The sequence below is a fragment of the Mesorhizobium sp. Primo-A genome, from assembly GCF_003997175.1.
Lineage (GTDB): Bacteria > Pseudomonadota > Alphaproteobacteria > Rhizobiales > Rhizobiaceae > Mesorhizobium > Mesorhizobium ciceri.
Genome location: NZ_RZTG01000011.1, coordinates 21629 through 39186 on the forward strand (window position 1 = coordinate 21629; position 17558 = coordinate 39186).

Genomic DNA, 17558 nt, shown 5'->3' on the forward strand with positions numbered 1-17558 from the left:
GAGCATCAACTCGCGCTAGGCGGAAACCTCAAGCACGATCTTGCCACGCACATGCTCATTTTCCAGCCGTTCTTCCGCTTTGGCGACCTCTCCAAGCGGGTAGGTGGCTTGCACGAAGGGGGTGACCTTGCCGGCCTCGATGAGGCGGCCGATCTCGGCAAGATGCGCCGCATTCGGCTCGGCCAGGTAGGAGACGCCACGCGCCCGACGCAAGTTTGCCTTTTCCTGCGACGGTTGGGAAAGCGTGGAAACGAGCGTCCCGCCAGGCTTGAGCACCTCCCAGGAGCGCTCCTGCGTGTCGCCCGCGACAAGATCGAACACCAGGTCGACCGCATCGACGACCTCTTCGAAACGCTGATTCTTGTAGTCGACCGTCTGATCGGCGCCAAGCTCACGCACGAAAACGACGTCCTCGGCGGAAACGGTTGTCGCGACGAACGCGCCCGCGGCCTTGGCCAGCTGGATCGCCAGATGACCGACGCCGCCGGCGCCGCCATGGATGAGAACCCGTTGTCCGGATTTGAGGCCGCCATGATCGAAAAGGCCTTGCCATGCGGTGATGCCGGCAAGCGGCACCGCCGCGGCTTCGACATGGCTTAGACGATCCGGTTTGGCAGCCGCCTCCGTCGCCTTGACCACGACATATTCGGCATTGCCGCCCCGGTCATGACCAAGCATCGCAAACAACGGGTCGCCCTTCTTCAACGTATGCGCCCGCGTACCGCATATTTCCACCGTGCCGGATACGTCGCGCCCGAGCGTGACCGGCAGGGTCTCGCTCACCGACCCTTCGCGGGTCTTGTAGTCGATCGGATTGACGCTTGCGGCGCGGACCCTGAGCACAACCTCGTCGTCAAGGGGCTGAGGCGAGGGGACCTGATCGATCGAAAGAACCTCAGGTCCGCCAAAAGCGTGGATGCGGATTGCTTTCATGTCGGCATACCTCCTGTTGTCTGGCTTTCGGCGACGCTGTCTGCAGGGCTGTCGTCAGCGGCTGTGCAGCCGAGGTTGCGGCGGCAGGCACGCTGGCCTCCCGGCGGGCCACCGTCAGATGATTTTCCACCATCATCGGCGACCCAGCGGGATGCCAATTTGTCGGCGGCCAATCCGTCACGATCAGGCCGCCGCAAGGACGCCCAGTCCTGCTAGGCCGTAGACTGCGTCGGCGGGTTCTGGTTCATCATCCACAGCTCGATCGCAGCCAGAACCGCGACCAGAACGCCGATTACAACATGCACGCCCATGGCTGTGGTTGCCTGGAATCCAAGCACCCAGGGAGACACGACTACCCAAAGACCCACAACGAGGTTCAGCCATTCCTCCCAGACAGCAAAGGCGAAGAGGGCGGCAACCGAAAGCACGACAATCACGATGCCGCTGCCCATGGCATTCTGGGACTGTGTCCCTGCCGCGAAGGCGAATATCCATGGAGAGAAGAAGAGAATTGCTCCGAGGACCAGATTTGCTACGTCACAGAGCTTGGCATTTGACCATTGGTTCATGATTTTCTCCATCAAGCGTGCTCTCCACGCTTCCGAAGCTCAATCGGCGGCCTTGAAACCGTCGGTCACATGGCGGCAAGGCTACAACCAGACTTGCTGGCTTTCTAACTGGAGAGCAGGCCGTTGGTTCCAACCAATCGGCCTGGCACGGCACCGGGAACTCTCCTCGCCAGGAGCATTCAGCCACTCCCGATCCGTTCGCGACATACAACGCGGCGGGAAGATGCGAGGCGCAGGCGATTACCCATGTGATCGCCTCTCGATCATAGTCGTCACCCGGAGCGCCAGTCCTCGAAGAAGACGTTCAATGTAAGCGTGATGTGTTCGCGTTCTGGCAGCCTTCTGTGCCGCTTCCTTCCTGCCGCGGGTACCCTTGGTCCGCACTGCCTTGCGCGCGGCGGCGGAACGACCGGATGCGCCTTTCGTTTCGGCGGCCTTCTCGGCGGCGGCCGCCCGCGCCATGGGCGCGCGTTGTCTCTGGGGACCAACGCGCCGAGGTTACAAATGAACCTATCCCAGCCTTTGGCTTGCCGACATCGACGACGCGCGGGGAGTCAGACGCTGGCAAACCTCGGAGATCGGGATCGATACCGGTTCACGACGGGTTGCTGATCAATGCGCATGGTTCGCATGCCGAAGCGGACGTCACGGCTGCGTGCAAATCGGCACTGGCTGCGGCGGCGGTGCCGGATGATCCTTCCTGTATTGGGCGATGATCGGCTCGAGGGTCTTTCGCGGCCAGAATTTCGGTGTGCCGATTTCCTTCAGGCAGGACGCGTTCCAATAGGCGCCCGGCTGTGAATGGTTGGCTGCGACCGCGGCGATGTCGCGCGATTCCGGGTAGATGTAGAGCGTCGTCGGATTGTCCTTGACCATCGGGATAATCTGCTGCGCATCCGCCGGCGACCAACTGGTGCAGCCATTGCTGCGGCCGCCGGCATAATCCACCAGCTTGCCGAACGGTACGAAGCCGTCATGGTCGGCATGCGAGCTGTTCGGATTTTTGCGCAGGCACAGGCCGTGCAGCACCTGGGCCGCGTGGCCGCCGATCACCCGCTGCCTGGCGTTCGCGGCTTCGCCTTCGCCGTCGAACTGGATGAAGGTGCGCTGGAAAGCCACGTCCCGTTTCGCACCAGTGCGGTAATAACCCTTGAACGAGGTTTTCGCCTCGCGGGTCATATAGGCGCCGCCGGCCGTCAACGATGAATCCATCGCATTGCCGAAGTTCCTAGCGCACCGCTTGCCATTCGAAAAATCGACGACGCCCTTCAGATTCCGCCCGCTGCCATGACCCGACGAAATCGCGCGGAAGGACTCGCTGGCCTCGCAGATGACGTAGTAGCGGCGGCCGAGCACGCCATTGCCCAGATCGCTGGGGCGTGTCGCATCCATGGCGAAGTAGCAGGGGTTCTTGACGGCCCCTTGGGCGACCTTCTTCCGATAAAGCGCGCGGGCTCGTTCGAGGACAATTTGTGAGATCTGGCCCTCGCTGTTGCCGACATGAGCCTGCAACCAGGCCGGAACGTCAGATGATGCGGCAAAGGATCGAGCCGACACCGTCACGGCGATGACGGCGACGAAAAAGCTGGCGACGACGCCCAGACAAACAGATCTCAACCGCACCGGATCAATTCTCCTGTCGAAGCGAATGGCGATTTCTTGCGGTATTGCCGCGAGAATCGATCATAGATGGCCTCGCATTATCAGGCGAAACACATCTTGTTTAGCGCGCCCGCATGAAGATCCGCAAAGCAGGTCGACGCATGCAACGGCCCTACGCCGACATGCTGGCTCCAGGCTTGCGGCGGACGTCTTCGTATCCTTGAAGCAGGGCAACGAACTCGGGTTGGCGGGTTCCTTCGAGCTCGTCGGCGCGTTGGCTGACGGAGCATCAAACGAAAAACCCGCCTGTGCGGCGGGCCATCGGCGCAAATCAGCACCATGGACAAATATGTACCATAGCTGAGTGCAGGGAGTCAAGAAAAAATTCCTATCGCGAAAAGCCGCGGGTTCGGAACCTGATCTCTCGAGTTCCGCGATTTTCGATACGCAGGGATTGAGCTATCATCTGATTCTGGCGTGGCTCACGCCTCCTCCCTCCGCCGGGAAAGCATCATCCATGCAGGGCTCTCTCATCACCGAACCAACTGTTCGAGCGCTTGGCATAAGGAGGGGTTGCGAAAACGGCTCGCACCAGGAGGTTTGTCATGAAGCTGTCCGCGCCCATCTATCATCTGAAGCGTCAAGCCAGGCTGTTGTCCCGCGAGGCCAAAATTCCGCTCCACGAAGCGCTTGACCGTGTTGCAGTACGGGAAGGCTTCGCCAGTTGGAGCCTGCTTGCGGCCAAGGCAGCCGGGGCGGCGCCTGCCGGCACACTGTTTGCGCAACTTGCGCCCGGCGATCTGGTCCTGGTGGGTGCACGACCCGGCCACGGCAAGACGCTGATGAGTCTCGAACTGGCAATCGAAGCCATGAAGTCCGGCAGTCGGGGCGTGTTCTTCACGCTGGAGTATACGCAGCGGGATGTGCTCGACCGATTTCGAGCCATCGGGGCAGACCCGGTGCAGTTCAACGACCGGTTCGTGTTCGACAATTCCGACGCCATCAGCGCCGACTACATCGTCAAGGCATTGGGCTCGGCGCCGCGCGGCACGCTGGTGGTGATCGACTACCTGCAACTGCTCGACCAAAAGCGGCAAAATCCGGAGCTGATGGCGCAGGTTCGCACGCTGAAAGCGTTTGCCGGCGACAGGGGATTGATCCTCGTCTTCATCTCGCAGATCGACCGGTCCTACGACCCGGCGCAGAAGCCGGTTCCCGATATCGGCGATGTGCGGTTGCCGAACCCTCTGGATCTGTCGCTGTTCAACAAGACCTGCTTCCTGAACAAGGGCGAGATCCGGTTCCACGCGGCAGGCTGACGATCGGGTCAGCCAAGCCTTCATTGGGCGGCTGCTACCAAGTTCAGCTCAACCGATGCCGGATTGTGCTGCGCGCGCAACGTTTCGGCCGCCTGGCGAACCACTTCGGATATAAGCATCAGCTGTTTGGCGATCGGGCTTGTCTTGCGCCAGATCATGCCGATCGTCCGCGACGGTTGGGGGTTGGCAAAGTGGGCGACAGACACCGCCGCCGAGCGCGTCTCCACCGGCACGGCCATTTCGGGAATCAAGGTGACGCCGACACCGGCGCCGACCATCTGCACCAGGGTCGACAGCGAGCTGCCGTCCAGCAACTCCCTTGGCCGCGCCGAATGCATGTTGCAGAACGACAGCGCCTGGTCGCGAAAACAATGGCCTTCCTCCAGCAGGAGCAGCCGCATCTCGCGCAGCATTTCGCGGTTGGGGACCGGCTTTCCCTCGTCCTCGCCGGGCCGGACCAGCACGAAGTTCTCGGCAAACAGCACGATTTCCGTCAGCGAGGGTTCCGACACCGGCAAGGCGACGATGGCCGCGTCAAGCCGGCCGTCGGCCAGTTCCTGGATCAGCTTTTGCGTTTGCGTTTCGCGCACGTGGATATCGAGCCCGTCATGCATGCGGGCGAGGTTGCCGATGATGGCAGGCAGGAGGTAGGGTGCGATCGTCGGGATCACGCCGATGCGCAACCGTCCCACCAGCCGGTCGCGCGAGGCGCGGGCCAGATCCGTCAGCTCATCCACCGAGCGCAGGATGTCGCGGACGCGCAAGGCGAATTCCTCGCCGAAATTGGTCAGCCGGACCTGGCGTGGGCCTCTTTGGAAAAGCTCCGTGCCCAGCGTTTCCTCCAACTCCCGGATCTGCACCGAGATGGCGGGCTGCGAGATCGAGCAGGCATCGGCGGCGCGGCCGAAATGATTGTGCCGGGCCAGCGCCTCGAAATAACGCAGCTGCTTCAGCGTCAGGTTTGTCATAATGTCATCTTATCGCTGCAATCAGGAAATCCAACTTAAATTAATCAAGCGGCTTTGCTATAGGAGTCGTAACGAAGATGAGGAGCAGCCGGGACCGCCTGGTGAGGCGCATGCCCGCAGCAACAGGACATCCAACATATTCGGTCGCGTATCGGGCTCAGGTCATCGCGCCAGCCATGAAACGGACCGCCTACAGGGACATTTTTGTGTCCCTGTTCACGCAGCAGTTGAACAGCTCAACACAGCCACGATCGGAGAGAAGAACATGGACGCACAGACCGATGATCCCAGTGCCGGCAAATGCCCCGTTGCGCACGGATCCTCCAGCAGGACGAACCGTGACTGGTGGCCGAACCAACTGGACCTTGGCGTTCTCCATCAGCAGTCGAACCTTTCGGACCCGATGGGCGAAGAGTTCGACTATGCCGAGGAATTCAAGTCGCTCGATCTCGATGCGGTGATCAAGGACCTGCACCAGGTGATGACGGATTCGCAGGATTGGTGGCCGGCCGACTTCGGCCATTACGGGCCGCTGTTCATCCGCATGGCCTGGCACAGTGCCGGCACCTACCGCATCGGCGACGGCCGTGGCGGCGCCGGGGCCGGCCAGCAGCGTTTTGCTCCGCTCAACAGCTGGCCGGACAATGCCAATCTCGACAAGGCGCGCCGGCTGCTGTGGCCGGTCAAGCAGAAATATGGGCGCAAGATCTCCTGGGCCGACCTGCTGATCCTCACCGGCAACGTCGCGCTGGAATCGATGGGCTTCAAGACCTTCGGTTTCGCTGGCGGCCGCGCCGACGTCTGGGAACCCGAACAGGACGTCGATTGGGGTTCGGAAACCAAGTGGCTCGACGACAAGCGCTACTCCGGCGACCGCGAACTCCAGGGCCATCTCGGCGCCGTCCAGATGGGACTGATCTATGTCAATCCGGAAGGGCCGAACGGCAAGCCGGATCCGCTGGCCTCGGCACGCGATATTCGCGAGACGTTCGGCCGCATGGCCATGAACGACGAGGAGACCGTGGCGCTGATCGCCGGCGGCCACACCTTCGGCAAAACCCACGGCGCCGGCGATGCCTCGCTTGTGGGTGCGGAGCCGGAAGGCGCCGGCATCGAGGCGCAGGGCCTCGGCTGGTCGAGCAAGCATGCCACGGGCATCGCCGGCGATGCCATCACCTCGGGCCTCGAGGTGACCTGGACCACGACGCCGACCAAGTGGAGCAACAACTTCTTCGACAATCTGTTCAACTTCGAATGGGAGCTGACCACGAGCCCGGCGGGCGCTCATCAGTGGACGCCGAAGGGCGGCGCCGGCGCCGGAACCGTGCCGGATGCCCACGATCCGTCCAAGCGCCGCGCGCCTGCCATGCTGACGACCGATCTCGCGCTGCGGGTCGATCCGGCCTACGAGAAGATCTCGCGGCGCTTCCATGAGCATCCGGACCAGTTCGCCGACGCCTTTGCCCGCGCATGGTTCAAGCTGACCCATCGCGACATGGGTCCGGTCGTTCGCTATCTCGGCCCGCTCGTGCCCAAGGAAGAACTGATCTGGCAGGATCCGATCCCCGCGGTCGACCACGAACTGGTCGGCGAGCAGGACATTGCGTCGCTGAAGGCGAAGATCCTGGCATCGGGCCTGTCGGTTTCCGAATTGGTCTCGACGGCGTGGGCCTCGGCCTCGACGTTCCGCAATTCCGACAAGCGCGGTGGTGCCAATGGTGCACGCATCCGGCTGGCGCCGCAGAAGGATTGGGAGGTTAACCAGCCGGCGGAACTGTCGAAGGTGCTGGCCAGGCTGGAAGCCATCCAGAAGGAGTTCAACGCGGCACAGACCGGCGGGAAAAAGATCTCGCTGGCCGACCTCATCGTTCTCGGCGGTGTCGCCGCTGTCGAGAAGGCGGCGAAGGATGGCGGCCACGAGGCCAAGGTGCCGTTCACGCCGGGTCGCATGGATGCTTCGCAGGAACAGACGGATGTCCATTCCTTTGCCGCGCTCGAGCCGAAAGTCGATGGCTTCCGCAACTATGTCAGGGGCAAGCAGCCGATGTCGGTCGAAGCCATGCTGGTCGACCGGGCGCAATTGCTGTCGCTGACCGCACCCGAAATGACGGTGCTGGTCGGCGGTCTTCGTGTGCTCGGCGCCAACACGGCCAACTCGAAGCACGGCGTGTTCACCGACCGGCCGGGTACGTTGACCAACGACTTCTTCGTCAACCTGCTCAGCATGAACACGGTCTGGGATCCGGCCGCCGGCTCCGACGAAGTCTACGAGGCGCGTGACCGCAAGACCAAGGCGGTCAAGTGGACCGGCACCCGTGCCGACCTGATCTTCGGCTCGCACGCCCAATTGCGCGCGCTTGCCGAGGTCTACGGGTCGGCGGACGCCAAGGCGAAATTCACCAGGGATTTCGTTGCGGCATGGACCAAGGTGATGAACGCCGACCGCTTCGACATCGCCTGAGATCGCTAAAGGTGCTCCGGCGCGGCCGCGCCGGATCGCCGGTCCTCCCAAGGACACAACGCCAGGGCCGCGTTTCCAGTGATGGGAGCGCGGCCTTTGTCGTATGGGGCCGCGCTTTGGTGGACCGTGCCTCCCTGGTCAAGCATGCTATTTTGTGGGCATCGCGTCTGCACCGGTGCACCATGATCGAAATCGTCAAACCCGCGTTCGAACATCTGCCGTCCTACAAGGCGGCACTCGAACGCGGCTGGTCGCCGGACAATGTGCGATTGCTGGAAGCGACGCGCGAGCAGCTTGCGGCAATCGAAAGGGATCCCGTGGCTTTTCTCGCCGACCTCGATGATCCCCAGGCCAGGGGCGGTCCGATCACCTTGCCTGACGGCAAAAAGGTGCCGCGCCTGCCAGGCTTCCGCCGCTGGATCTGGGACGGCGAGGCGTCGGGCTCGATCGGCTTTCGCTGGCAGAAGGGTACGTCGGACCTGCCGCCGCATGTGCTCGGCCATATCGGCTATGCGGTGGTGCCGTGGAAGCGGCGGCGCGGCTACGCTACACAGGCGCTGCGCCTGATGCTGGAGGAGGCGAGGGCGGTCGGCCTGGCTCACGTCGAGATCACCGCCAAACCGGGCAATCCGGCCTCGCACAAGGTGATCCTGGCCAATGGCGGCAAGCTCGTCGAACGCTTTTTCGAGGACGCCGCCTATGGCGGAGCGGAAAGTTTGCGGTTCCGGATCGAGCTGTAGGATGTATCTCAACCATGCTCATCGGCGCACAGCGCATGATCCGACAGCGCGCGGATGACGTAGCAGTCGCCGACCGTCTGGCCATTGCAGCACGTGGCGATGCGTTCGAGCTCGGCCTCGAGCCGCTTCAACTGGGCAATCTTTTCCCGCACCGAGATCAGTTGCTCCTCGGCGATCTTGTCGGCGTGGCCGCAGGGTTGCTCGGGGTGGCCGCTCAAATCGATCAGAGAGCGGATGTCCTCGACGGCGAAACCGAGATCGCGGGCGTGGCGGATGAAGGCCAACCGCTCCAGCTCCTGCCTGGAATAGCGGCGCTGGTTGCCTTCCGAGCGCTCGGGTGCGGCAACAAGGCCCATCTGCTCGTAGTAGCGGATGGTCGGCACCTTGACCCCGGTGCGGCGCGAGAGATCACCGATCGAAAACATGAATTGCCTCTTGAAGCTCTAGTGACTAGAGCAATTACAGTGCCTGACATCAGCGTTCAAGACCCATGCGGCGACGCCGCGCGGGCAAGACAGACAGGTGATGTGATGACGGCGCCCCTCGACCAGGTAAAAATCAGGCAGACGCGGTTCAAGATCGGCGGCATGGATTGCGCCTCTTGCGCAACCAAGATCGATACGGCGGTGCGTCGCCTAGACGGCGTCGCCGATGTCTCGGTTTCGGTGACCGGTGCCAGCATGACGGTCAGCCATGGCGGCGCGTTGCCGGAAGGCAGGGTGCTGCAGCAGGTGGCTCGGCTCGGCTACGGCATCGTCAGGGCAGAGGCACATGTATCGCCGATGTCAGACAAGGCGCACGCCGATCACGTCCACAATGACCATGAAGGCCACGATCATGCGAGCCACGATCCCGATCCCGATCATGGCCATTCCGAGACGGGGCAGGCGTGGTGGCGTTCCCGCCGGGCGGTGCTGACGCTCGCCTGCGCGGCAGCGCTTCTCGCCGCATACGGCATCGGCCATCTGTTCCCGGTGGCGGAACGCGGGGTGTTCCTGGCCGCGCTGTTGGTCGGCCTGGTGCCGATCGCACGGCGCGCGCTGATGGCGGCATTGGCCGGCACGCCGTTTTCGATCGAGATGCTGATGACCATCGCGGCGATAGGCGCCGTGATGATCGGTGCCACTGAAGAGGCCGCCGCCGTGGTGGTGCTCTTCCTGATCGGCGAGCTTCTGGAGGGTGTCGCCGCCGGCCGGGCGCGGGCGAGCATCCAGGGACTTGCCGATCTGGTGCCGAAGACGGCCTTGGTCGAGCGCGCAGGCGGCACATCGGAGTGTCCCGCCGAAGACCTTGCGGTCGGCGACATCATCCTGGTGCGGCCGGGCGCCCGCATCCCGGCCGATGGCGAGATCATCGAGGGCGCGAGCGAAATCGACGAGGCGCCGGTGACCGGCGAGAGCACGCCGAAGCGCAAGGGCGTTGCGGACGCCGTCTTTGCCGGCACGATCAGCACCGATGGCGTGCTCAAGGTGCGGGTGACGGCGGCCGCTTCCGACAACACCATCGCCCGAATCGTGCGGCTGGTGGAGGAGGCGCAGGAGGCCAAGGCGCCGACAGAGCGCTTCATCGACCGCTTCTCGCGCACCTACACGCCGGCGGTGCTGGCGGTCGGTGCGCTGGTGGCATTGTTGCCGCCGCTGCTTGCCGGCGGCGACTGGAACGAATGGATCTACAAGGGCTTGGCGATCCTGCTGATCGGCTGCCCCTGCGCGCTGGTCATCTCGACCCCGGCGGCGATCGCCGCGGGCCTTGCGACCGGTGCGCGGCGTGGCCTATTGATGAAAGGCGGTGCGGTGCTGGAAGGCTTTCGCCGGATCACGGCGGTCGCCTTCGACAAGACCGGTACGCTGACCGCAGGCAAGCCTGCCGTCACCGACATCGTGGCGTATGGAAGGGATGAACGCACCGTGCTGGCGCTGGCGGCAGCACTGGAGCAGGGCTCCAGCCATCCGTTGGCGATGGCGATCCTGGACCGGGCCAAGGCCGACAAGGCGCCGGTGCCGCCGGCTCTCGCGGCGAAGGCAATCTCGGGCAAGGGTGTCGAGGGCAGCGTTGGCGGCGTCGCCGTCTTCCTCGGCTCCGGCCAGGCGGCGGGCGAACGCGCCGACATGACGCAAGCGCAGCGCCTCGCCGTCGACAGCCTCAACGGCCAGGGCAAGACGGTGTCAGTGCTGGTCGCCGATGGCGTGGTGGCCGGGCTGATTGCCATGCGCGACGAGCCGCGGCCGGATGCTGCGGCCGGGATCGCGGCGCTGAAGGCCGAGAGCATCCGCGCGGTGATGCTGACCGGCGACAACCGCCGCACGGCGCAAGCCATCGCCGCTTCGCTCGGCATCGAGGCGCGAGCGGAGCTGTTGCCCCAGGACAAGCAGCGCATCGTCGGCGAATTGCAGCGCGAGGGTTTCAAGGTCGCCAAGGTCGGTGACGGCATCAACGACGCGCCGGCGCTCGCGGCCGCCGACATTGGCATTGCCATGGGCGGCGGCACCGACGTGGCGCTGGAGACCGCGGACGCGGCGATCCTGCACGGCCGCGTCATGGACGTCGCGCGTATGGTGAAACTGTCGCGGGCGGTGATGGCCAATATCGGCCAGAACATCACCGTGGCGCTGGGGCTGAAGGCGGTGTTCCTGGTCACCACCATTTTGGGCATCACCGGCCTGTGGCCGGCGATCCTGGCCGATACCGGCGCGACCGTGCTGGTCACCGCCAACGCCATGCGCCTGCTGCGCTGGCGCGGGTGAAGCGCTTTTGGTTGATCACGATCTTTTCGGAAAACCGGCGTCCACTTTTCCGGATCGTGATCTACTCGGCTGGGGCTGTCAGCGGCGGCGTGGCGTTGCTGCGCCCTTCCCAGACATAAGAGGCGAGCGCCACTGCCACGGCGACCAGCATGGCGATGGCGCCCAGCAGCGGCAGGCTGCGGTAGCCATAGCCGCTGTTCAGCATCGCGGCGCCCAACGAAGCGGCCAGCGCGATGCCGACATTGAAGCCGGAGGGAATGAGCGACGAGGCGAGGTTGGAAGCATCTGCCGTCCAGGCCAGGATGCGGGTCTGGATCGGCGTGCCGATGGCGAAGTTGAGACCGCCCCAGATGACGATCGCCACAACCATCGGCAGGGGATAGGGGCTGACGGCATAGATCACGCCAAGCGTCACCGCCTGCAGGGCCAGCATGGTGATCAATGACGGCATCAGCTTCCAGTCGGAGAGCTTGCCGCCGAGGAAGACGCCGAGCGTCGCGCCGACGCCGTTGAGCAGCAGCACCCACGGCACCAGGTTCTCGTCGAGACCGGTGACTTCGAGCAGTGTCGGCGTGATGTAGGTGAACAGGCCGAACTGGCCGATCATCAGCATCAGCATCAGGATCAGCGATGTCCAGACCTGCTGGCGGGCCAGCACGCGGACCTCGCGGGCGAAACCGGCGGGCTTGGCCGATGAGCCGGTGGTGCGCGGCAAAAGGGCTGCCATGGCAAGCGTTGCCGCGACACCCAGCGCGCACATCACCCAGAAAGTCGCACGCCAGCCCCAGATGTTGCCGATCGCGGTGCCGGCCGGCACGCCGATGACGTTGGAGACGGTGAGGCCGGACAGGATGACGGCGACAGCCATGCCGCGCTGGTCCTCGCGCACGAGACCGACGGCAACGACCATGGCGACGCCGAAATAGGCGCCATGCGCGACCGCCACGGCAATGCGCAACAGAAGCATCGAGGTGAAATCGGGCGCCAGCGCGCAAGCCGCCTGGCCAATGGTGAAGGCGATGGCTAGGCCGAGCAGCAGGCTCTTGCGCGACAATGACTTGGTGGCGAGCGCCAGCAGCGGGCCGCCGATGGCGATGCCGCCGGCATAGCCGGAGACGAGATAGCCGGCGGAGGGAACCGAGACGCCCAGGCCTTGCGCCACCTGCGGCAGCACGCCGGCAATGACGAATTCGGTGGTGCCGAAGGCAAAGGCGGCGATGAACAGGGCGATGAGCGGAAGCGACATGGGGAAGCCTTAGCTGGAAGCGCCTCAAACCACGGATGGGCTTTGCGGGCAATCCAGAAATTTTTGTCGCGAGTTTAGGTTTTCTTGAATTGGATGCGAGCAGCCGCTTCCCTTCTCCCCAGGGGAGAAGGGAAAGTGGCGCTTCTCAGCTCGCCTTCAACCGCGACCCCGTCAGCAGGCCGCGCTCTTCAAGCACCGGATAGGCCATCGAGGCCAGCAGCGAATTGATCTGTTTCAGGTCGCGGATGGTGTCGAGATGGATCGAGCTGGTTTCGACGCTCTTGGCGGTGCCGTCGCGCAGCCGCACGAAATGGCTGGCGCTGGTTTCCTTTTCGCGGTCGCGCAGCCGGTCCTTTTCCAGCACCAGCTGACGGGCGGTCTCGGGATCGCGCGACACCAGAACGTTGAAGGCAAGCCGCGCATTGGCCAGAACCGAGCCATGGAAGGCGCACAGCTCGGCCCAGCCCTCGTCGGTGAATTCCAGTCCGCGCTCGAACTTCTTCTTCACATGCACCAGCATGTTGCGCACGATGATGTCGCCGACCTGCTCGAGCTTGACGCAGGCGCCGATCAGTTCCTGGCAGCGCAGCGCCTCGTCCTCGGTCAGCGGGTTCCTGGTCAGTTTGGCGAGGTAGAGCTTGATCGCGGCGTGCTTGCGGTCGACGCGGTCGTCGAGTGCGGCCAGCGCCTTGATCTTGTCGGCGTCGGCACTTTCATAGAGTTCGATGATACGCTTGAGCATGATCTCGATCGTCTCGCAGACCCGCACCACCTCGCGGGTGGCATTGGCCAGCGCCTGGCTCGGCACGTCGAGCGCGCTTTCGTTGAGCGCGGACAGCTCGACGACGTCAAGCGAGGCGGCCGGCACGGGCTTGGTGCCAAGTGCGACGATCTTCTCCGAAGCGCGGTAGACGAAGCCTGCCAGCGGCAGGCCGGCGAGCAGGATCAGCACATTGAACAGGATGTGGGCATTGACGATCTGGTCCGCCGCCGTCGAACCGAGAAAGGCGAAGTGCGGCCTGAAGATCATGACCAGGATCAGCATGACCAGCGAGCCAAGCCCGCGCATCAGGAGATTGCCGATCGGCACGACGCGCACCTCGGGGCTCGACGAACGGGTCAGCATCGGCGCGATGATCGAGGAGCCGAGGTTGACGCCAAGGATGAGAACGACGCCAAGTTCGGGCGTGATCAGGCCACGGCCTGCCAGCGTCGCCATCAACAGCACCGCCGCGATGCTCGACTGGAACAGCCAGGTGATCAGTGCCGCCAGCAGATAGGCGGTGATGGAATCGGTCGAGAAGTAGTTGATGATGACCGGCATGAGCTGGCTGTTGCGCAGGGGCTCCGATGCCTGGCCGATCATCTCCAGCGAGAGGATCAGAAGGCCGATGCCGACCAGGATGCGGCCGGACTGGCGCCAGTCGCGCCGCTCGGTGGCCATGAACATGACCGTGCCGGTGATCAGGCACAGCGGCACCAGCAAGGTGAGGTCGAAGGTCAGCAGCTTGACCACCAGCGCCGATCCGATTTCGGCGCCGCGCACTGCCAATTGACCCGCGGCGCCAGAGACGATGCCAGAGCCGGCGAAGGAGCCGACCAGCAGCGTGACGGCGGTGGAGCTCTGCAGGGCGATGGCAAGGCCGGTGCCGGCCAGCACCGCCATGATCGGATTGCGCATGGTGGCGCGGAGGCGATGGCGCAGCACGTCGCCATAGGCGCGTTCAACGCCGGTCTTCACCATGCGGGTGGCAAACAGCATCAGCGCCACGGCGCCGGCCAGATGCAGAAGGACGACGGACCCGCTCATTTCGTCCCCCGCATGCAAACAGGGCGCCCGCCCTGTTTTGCGTGGCGATCAGAAGGAAAAACGAGGGAACGAATCATGTTCATGGCGGTGACTTATAATAGCTCGAATATTTTAGCCGGATAATAAAATCTTGTCGATTTCAAGGGCCGTTGCCGCGCGACAGGCGGTGTCGGAAAATGGACGGACGCGCAAATGGTTGCATTGCTGGGCGGGCGCGAAGCGGCGGATAGGCCGAGTTTGCGGTGCGACTGGCTCCTGCCTTTGCGATCATGTTCAGCTTCCTTGGGTAAATCAAGGAATCCATTACATAATTGTAATGCGTGCGTTCAGTTTCGGTTCATCGATGGGCAGCTACTGCTTCGATATCGACAACCAAGGAGACTTCTCATGAAACGCATCGTCCTTTCCGCACTCGCTTTCTCGATGCTGGCCGCCACGTCGCTCACCGGCCAGGCCGCACCGCTGAATGCGCCGAACGCGCCGCAGTCGAACTACAGCCAGGTCGACTGGCAGAAGCCCGGCCACCACAGCGATGTGAGGAAGCGCGTTTACAAGAAGAAGGTCGTCGTCGTGAAGCGCAACAACTGGCGGCATGGCCAGAAATATTCCGGCTGGAAGCGCCATCAGCCGATCCGCGACTATGGCCGCTACGGCCTGCATCGCCCCGGCCGCGGCCAGGAATGGATCCGCGTCGGCAACGACTATGTGCTGGTCGGCATCCTCTCCGGCGTCATCTTCGGCGCGCTTGCCGCGCATTAATCGGCACCTTGCCGGACATTGAAAAGGGAGGCGGCCCGCTACGGCCGCCTTTCTTTTTGCCTGTGGAAACCGGGTATGGCCCGCATTAAGGGTCGTCGGATTTCGCGGGCGTGATTATATAATCGGGAAACGAGTTCCCCGATGCGCTTTCCACCCGCCTTCCTCGACGAGATACGCGACCGCGTGCCGATTTCATCGGTGATCGGCCAGCGCGTCGCGTGGGACCGCAAGAAGACCAACGCACCGCGCGGCGACTATTGGGCCTGCTGCCCGTTCCATGGCGAGAAGAGCCCTTCCTTCCACTGCGAGGACAAGAAGGGCCGCTACCATTGTTTCGGCTGTTCGGTCTCGGGCGATCATTTCAAGTTCCTCACCGAACTGGACGGGATGAGCTTTCCCGAAGCTGTGGAAAAGATCGCCGACATGGCCGGGGTGCCGATGCCGGTCCGCGATGCGCAGGAGGAGCGGCGCGAAAAGGAACGCGCCAGCCTGACCGACGTCATGGAGATGGCGACCGCCTTCTTCCAGGAACGGCTGCAGGGACCGGAAGGCGCCAAGGCGCGTGCCTATCTGCGCGACCGCGGCCTGACGCCGGCGACGCAGCAATCGTTCCGGCTTGGTTTTGCGCCCGACAGCCGCAATGCGCTGAAGGAGCATCTCGCCGCCAGGGGCGTGCCGAAAGCCGATATCGAGGCCTGCGGACTGGTGCGCCACGGCGACGACATCCCGGTTTCCTATGACTGGTTCCGCGACCGCATCATGTTTCCGATCCCGGATTCCAGGGGGAAGATCATCGCCTTTGGCGGCCGCGCGCTGCAGCCCGATGCGCTGGCCAAATACATGAACTCGCCCGACACCGAGCTCTTCCACAAGGGCAACGTGCTTTATAATTTCGCCCGCGCCCGCAAGGCCTTGGCCAAGGGCGGCACGGTCATCGCCGTCGAAGGCTATATGGATGTCATCGCGCTGGCACAGGCCGGCTTCGAGAATGTCGTGGCGCCGCTCGGCACCGCGCTTACCGAGAACCAGCTCGAGCTGCTGTGGCGCATGGCGCCGGAGCCGATGTTGTGCTTCGACGGCGACAAGGCCGGGTTGAAGGCCGCGTGGCGGGCCGCCGACATGGCGCTGCCGTCGGTGCAGGCCGGCCGCTCGGCGCGTTTCGCGCTGCTGCCGGAAGGCAAGGATCCCGACGATCTGGTCAAGGCCGAAGGACCGGATGCGTTTCGTAGCGTTCTGGCCGAGGCGCGGCCGCTGGTCGATCTTTTATGGATGCGTGAGACGGCGGGCGGCGTCTTCGACACGCCGGAGCGGCGGGCCGAGCTTGAGAAGACGCTGCGCGAACTGACCAGCCGCATCCGCGATGAAAGTCTCCGCTACCATTATCAACAGGAGATGCGCGAGCGCGTGTTGAGCTTCTTCGGCTCGCAGCGCGGCACCAGGCAAAGCGGCCGCCAGGATGGGCGCCCGGGCCAGGGCAAGGCAGCCGCTCCCGGCGGGCAGTTCGCCAAGAGCGGTGGCGGCCGCATTGCGATCACCGAAAGTCTCGGCCAGTCGGCTTTGGTCAAACGCGGCGGCGAGGGGATGTCGGTGCGCGAGGCGACGATCATCGTCGCATTGGTCAACCATCCGGCACTGATCGACGAGAATTTCGCCCATATCGAGTTTCTCGATCTCGCCAACTCCGATCTGAGGCGGCTGCATGCGGCAATCCTCGATGCAATGGCGCATGACATGGCCAATGACCGGCAGGCGGTGATTGCGACGATCGAACGCGCCGGCTGCGCCGAGATCTGGGAGCGGGCCGTCGGGTTGATCCGGCGGATGCGGCAATGGCCGGCGCTGGAGACCGCCGCCCTTGAAGATGCCCGCGATGCTTTCAGCCAGGCGCTGCACTTGCAGCGCAGCGCGCGCACCTTACATAAGGAACTGAAACAGGCGGAAGCGGCGCTCGCCACCGATCCCACAGACGAAAACTACCGGCACCTGATCGAAATTCAGGCGCAATTCCAGGATGTGCAAGCCACGGAAGCGCTGATCGAAGGGTTTGGCGTCTCCTCGGGCAGGGCAGGGCGAGCTTAGTTGGAAGCGAGTGAATTGAGAAAGCGTCGTTGCGCGTCGAAATGGCGCGTAACGGGCTAAGTCGGGTAATTGATTCGCTTTTTTCATGCGAATCATGCGAGAGGCGCTTGACCTTCTGGCAGATTGGCGGAATCAGGACGATTCGAAACGTTAACCCGAACCCGCGTCGACGGGAAATAAGCGATGTGAGGTACTGGTCACTGGACAGGCAGCCCGCCTGCCACAGATATCAGGGTTAATCTGGACTTAATGGATGTCGCCCAAAAAGGGGAAACCCGGTTTTGGGGCAACGACATACACCAAACGAAACGAGTTGATGCAGTTACTG

Annotated in this window: 13 protein-coding genes; 6 read left to right on the plus strand and 7 right to left on the minus strand. The window is 63.6% G+C overall.

Going from position 1 to position 17558, the window contains the following annotated elements; genetic code table 11:
* Positions 1-15: 15 nt before the first annotated feature.
* From EOC83_RS20540 to EOC83_RS20555, 3 genes are all read right to left on the minus strand, one after another.
* Positions 16-933, minus strand: a complete 918-nt coding sequence (locus EOC83_RS20540) for an NADP-dependent oxidoreductase (RefSeq protein WP_013530136.1) — start codon at positions 931-933, stop codon at positions 16-18.
* Between the two features lie 212 nt (positions 934-1145).
* The gene (locus EOC83_RS20545; protein WP_027162069.1) at positions 1146-1502 is read right to left on the minus strand and encodes an SPW repeat protein; all 357 of its coding nucleotides are present in this window, start codon (positions 1500-1502) and stop codon (positions 1146-1148) included.
* Between the two features lie 645 nt (positions 1503-2147).
* A complete protein-coding gene (locus EOC83_RS20555) occupies positions 2148-3125 on the minus strand; it encodes a hypothetical protein (protein WP_063168781.1) in 978 nt (325 codons plus the stop codon).
* Between the two features lie 584 nt (positions 3126-3709).
* Here EOC83_RS20555 and EOC83_RS20560 point away from each other — a divergent pair.
* Positions 3710-4423, plus strand: a complete 714-nt coding sequence (locus EOC83_RS20560; RefSeq protein ID WP_013530139.1) for a DNA helicase — start codon at positions 3710-3712, stop codon at positions 4421-4423.
* A 20-nt stretch (positions 4424-4443) separates the two neighbouring features.
* Here EOC83_RS20560 and EOC83_RS20565 read toward each other — a convergent pair whose 3' ends face one another.
* Complete coding sequence (locus EOC83_RS20565; protein WP_013530140.1) at positions 4444-5391, minus strand: hydrogen peroxide-inducible genes activator; 948 nt, start codon at positions 5389-5391, stop codon at positions 4444-4446.
* A gap of 265 nt (positions 5392-5656) precedes the next feature.
* On the opposite strand from EOC83_RS20565, the gene katG reads away from it, so the two are divergent.
* Together katG and EOC83_RS20575 are read left to right on the plus strand one after the other, a co-directional pair.
* Positions 5657-7852 (plus strand): catalase/peroxidase HPI, encoded by a 2196-nt coding sequence (gene katG / locus EOC83_RS20570; protein ID WP_063168780.1) that lies wholly within the window; start codon positions 5657-5659, stop codon positions 7850-7852.
* A gap of 182 nt (positions 7853-8034) precedes the next feature.
* Positions 8035-8592 (plus strand): GNAT family N-acetyltransferase, encoded by a 558-nt coding sequence (locus EOC83_RS20575; protein ID WP_013530142.1) that lies wholly within the window; start codon positions 8035-8037, stop codon positions 8590-8592.
* A gap of 8 nt (positions 8593-8600) precedes the next feature.
* On the opposite strand, the gene EOC83_RS20580 is transcribed toward EOC83_RS20575, so the two are convergent.
* Positions 8601-9017, minus strand: a complete 417-nt coding sequence (locus EOC83_RS20580; protein WP_013530143.1) for a helix-turn-helix domain-containing protein — start codon at positions 9015-9017, stop codon at positions 8601-8603.
* 105 nt (positions 9018-9122) lie between these two features.
* On the opposite strand from EOC83_RS20580, the gene EOC83_RS20585 reads away from it, so the two are divergent.
* Entirely contained in the window at positions 9123-11336 is a 2214-nt protein-coding gene (locus EOC83_RS20585) for a heavy metal translocating P-type ATPase (RefSeq protein WP_063168779.1), read from the plus strand.
* A gap of 61 nt (positions 11337-11397) precedes the next feature.
* Here EOC83_RS20585 and EOC83_RS20590 read toward each other — a convergent pair whose 3' ends face one another.
* Positions 11398-12582, minus strand: coding sequence for an MFS transporter (locus EOC83_RS20590; RefSeq protein ID WP_024505485.1), 1185 nt, complete (start codon positions 12580-12582; stop codon positions 11398-11400).
* Between the two features lie 145 nt (positions 12583-12727).
* Positions 12728-14392 carry a Na/Pi cotransporter family protein gene (locus EOC83_RS20595; RefSeq protein ID WP_013530146.1) on the minus strand — a complete coding sequence of 555 codons (1665 nt, stop codon included), beginning with the start codon at positions 14390-14392 and terminating at the stop codon, positions 12728-12730.
* Positions 14393-14779: 387 nt separating this feature from the next.
* Between EOC83_RS20595 and EOC83_RS20600 the strand changes: the two genes are divergently transcribed.
* Together EOC83_RS20600 and dnaG are read left to right on the plus strand one after the other, a co-directional pair.
* Positions 14780-15151, plus strand: a complete 372-nt coding sequence (locus EOC83_RS20600; RefSeq protein ID WP_013530147.1) for an RcnB family protein — start codon at positions 14780-14782, stop codon at positions 15149-15151.
* Positions 15152-15292: 141 nt separating this feature from the next.
* On the plus strand, positions 15293-17230 hold the full coding sequence (gene dnaG, locus EOC83_RS20605; protein ID WP_063168778.1) for a DNA primase: 1938 nt from the start codon (positions 15293-15295) through the stop codon (positions 17228-17230).
* Positions 17231-17558 lie beyond the last annotated feature (328 nt).

Excerpts from the sequence above, each read along its gene's own strand:
- EOC83_RS20540 (WP_013530136.1), bottom strand. The coding sequence starts at position 933 with ATGAAAGCAATCCGCATCCACGCTTTTGGCGGACCTGAGGTTCTTTCG.
- EOC83_RS20545 (WP_027162069.1), bottom strand. The coding sequence starts at position 1,502 with ATGAACCAATGGTCAAATGCCAAGCTCTGTGACGTAGCAAATCTGGTC.
- EOC83_RS20560 (WP_013530139.1), top strand. The coding sequence starts at position 3,710 with ATGAAGCTGTCCGCGCCCATCTATCATCTGAAGCGTCAAGCCAGGCTG.
- EOC83_RS20565 (WP_013530140.1), bottom strand. The coding sequence starts at position 5,391 with ATGACAAACCTGACGCTGAAGCAGCTGCGTTATTTCGAGGCGCTGGCC.
- katG (WP_063168780.1), top strand. The coding sequence starts at position 5,657 with ATGGACGCACAGACCGATGATCCCAGTGCCGGCAAATGCCCCGTTGCG.
- EOC83_RS20575 (WP_013530142.1), top strand. The coding sequence starts at position 8,035 with ATGATCGAAATCGTCAAACCCGCGTTCGAACATCTGCCGTCCTACAAG.
- EOC83_RS20580 (WP_013530143.1), bottom strand. The coding sequence starts at position 9,017 with ATGTTTTCGATCGGTGATCTCTCGCGCCGCACCGGGGTCAAGGTGCCG.
- EOC83_RS20585 (WP_063168779.1), top strand. The coding sequence starts at position 9,123 with ATGACGGCGCCCCTCGACCAGGTAAAAATCAGGCAGACGCGGTTCAAG.
- EOC83_RS20590 (WP_024505485.1), bottom strand. The coding sequence starts at position 12,582 with ATGTCGCTTCCGCTCATCGCCCTGTTCATCGCCGCCTTTGCCTTCGGC.
- EOC83_RS20595 (WP_013530146.1), bottom strand. The coding sequence starts at position 14,392 with ATGAGCGGGTCCGTCGTCCTTCTGCATCTGGCCGGCGCCGTGGCGCTG.
- EOC83_RS20600 (WP_013530147.1), top strand. The coding sequence starts at position 14,780 with ATGAAACGCATCGTCCTTTCCGCACTCGCTTTCTCGATGCTGGCCGCC.
- dnaG (WP_063168778.1), top strand. The coding sequence starts at position 15,293 with ATGCGCTTTCCACCCGCCTTCCTCGACGAGATACGCGACCGCGTGCCG.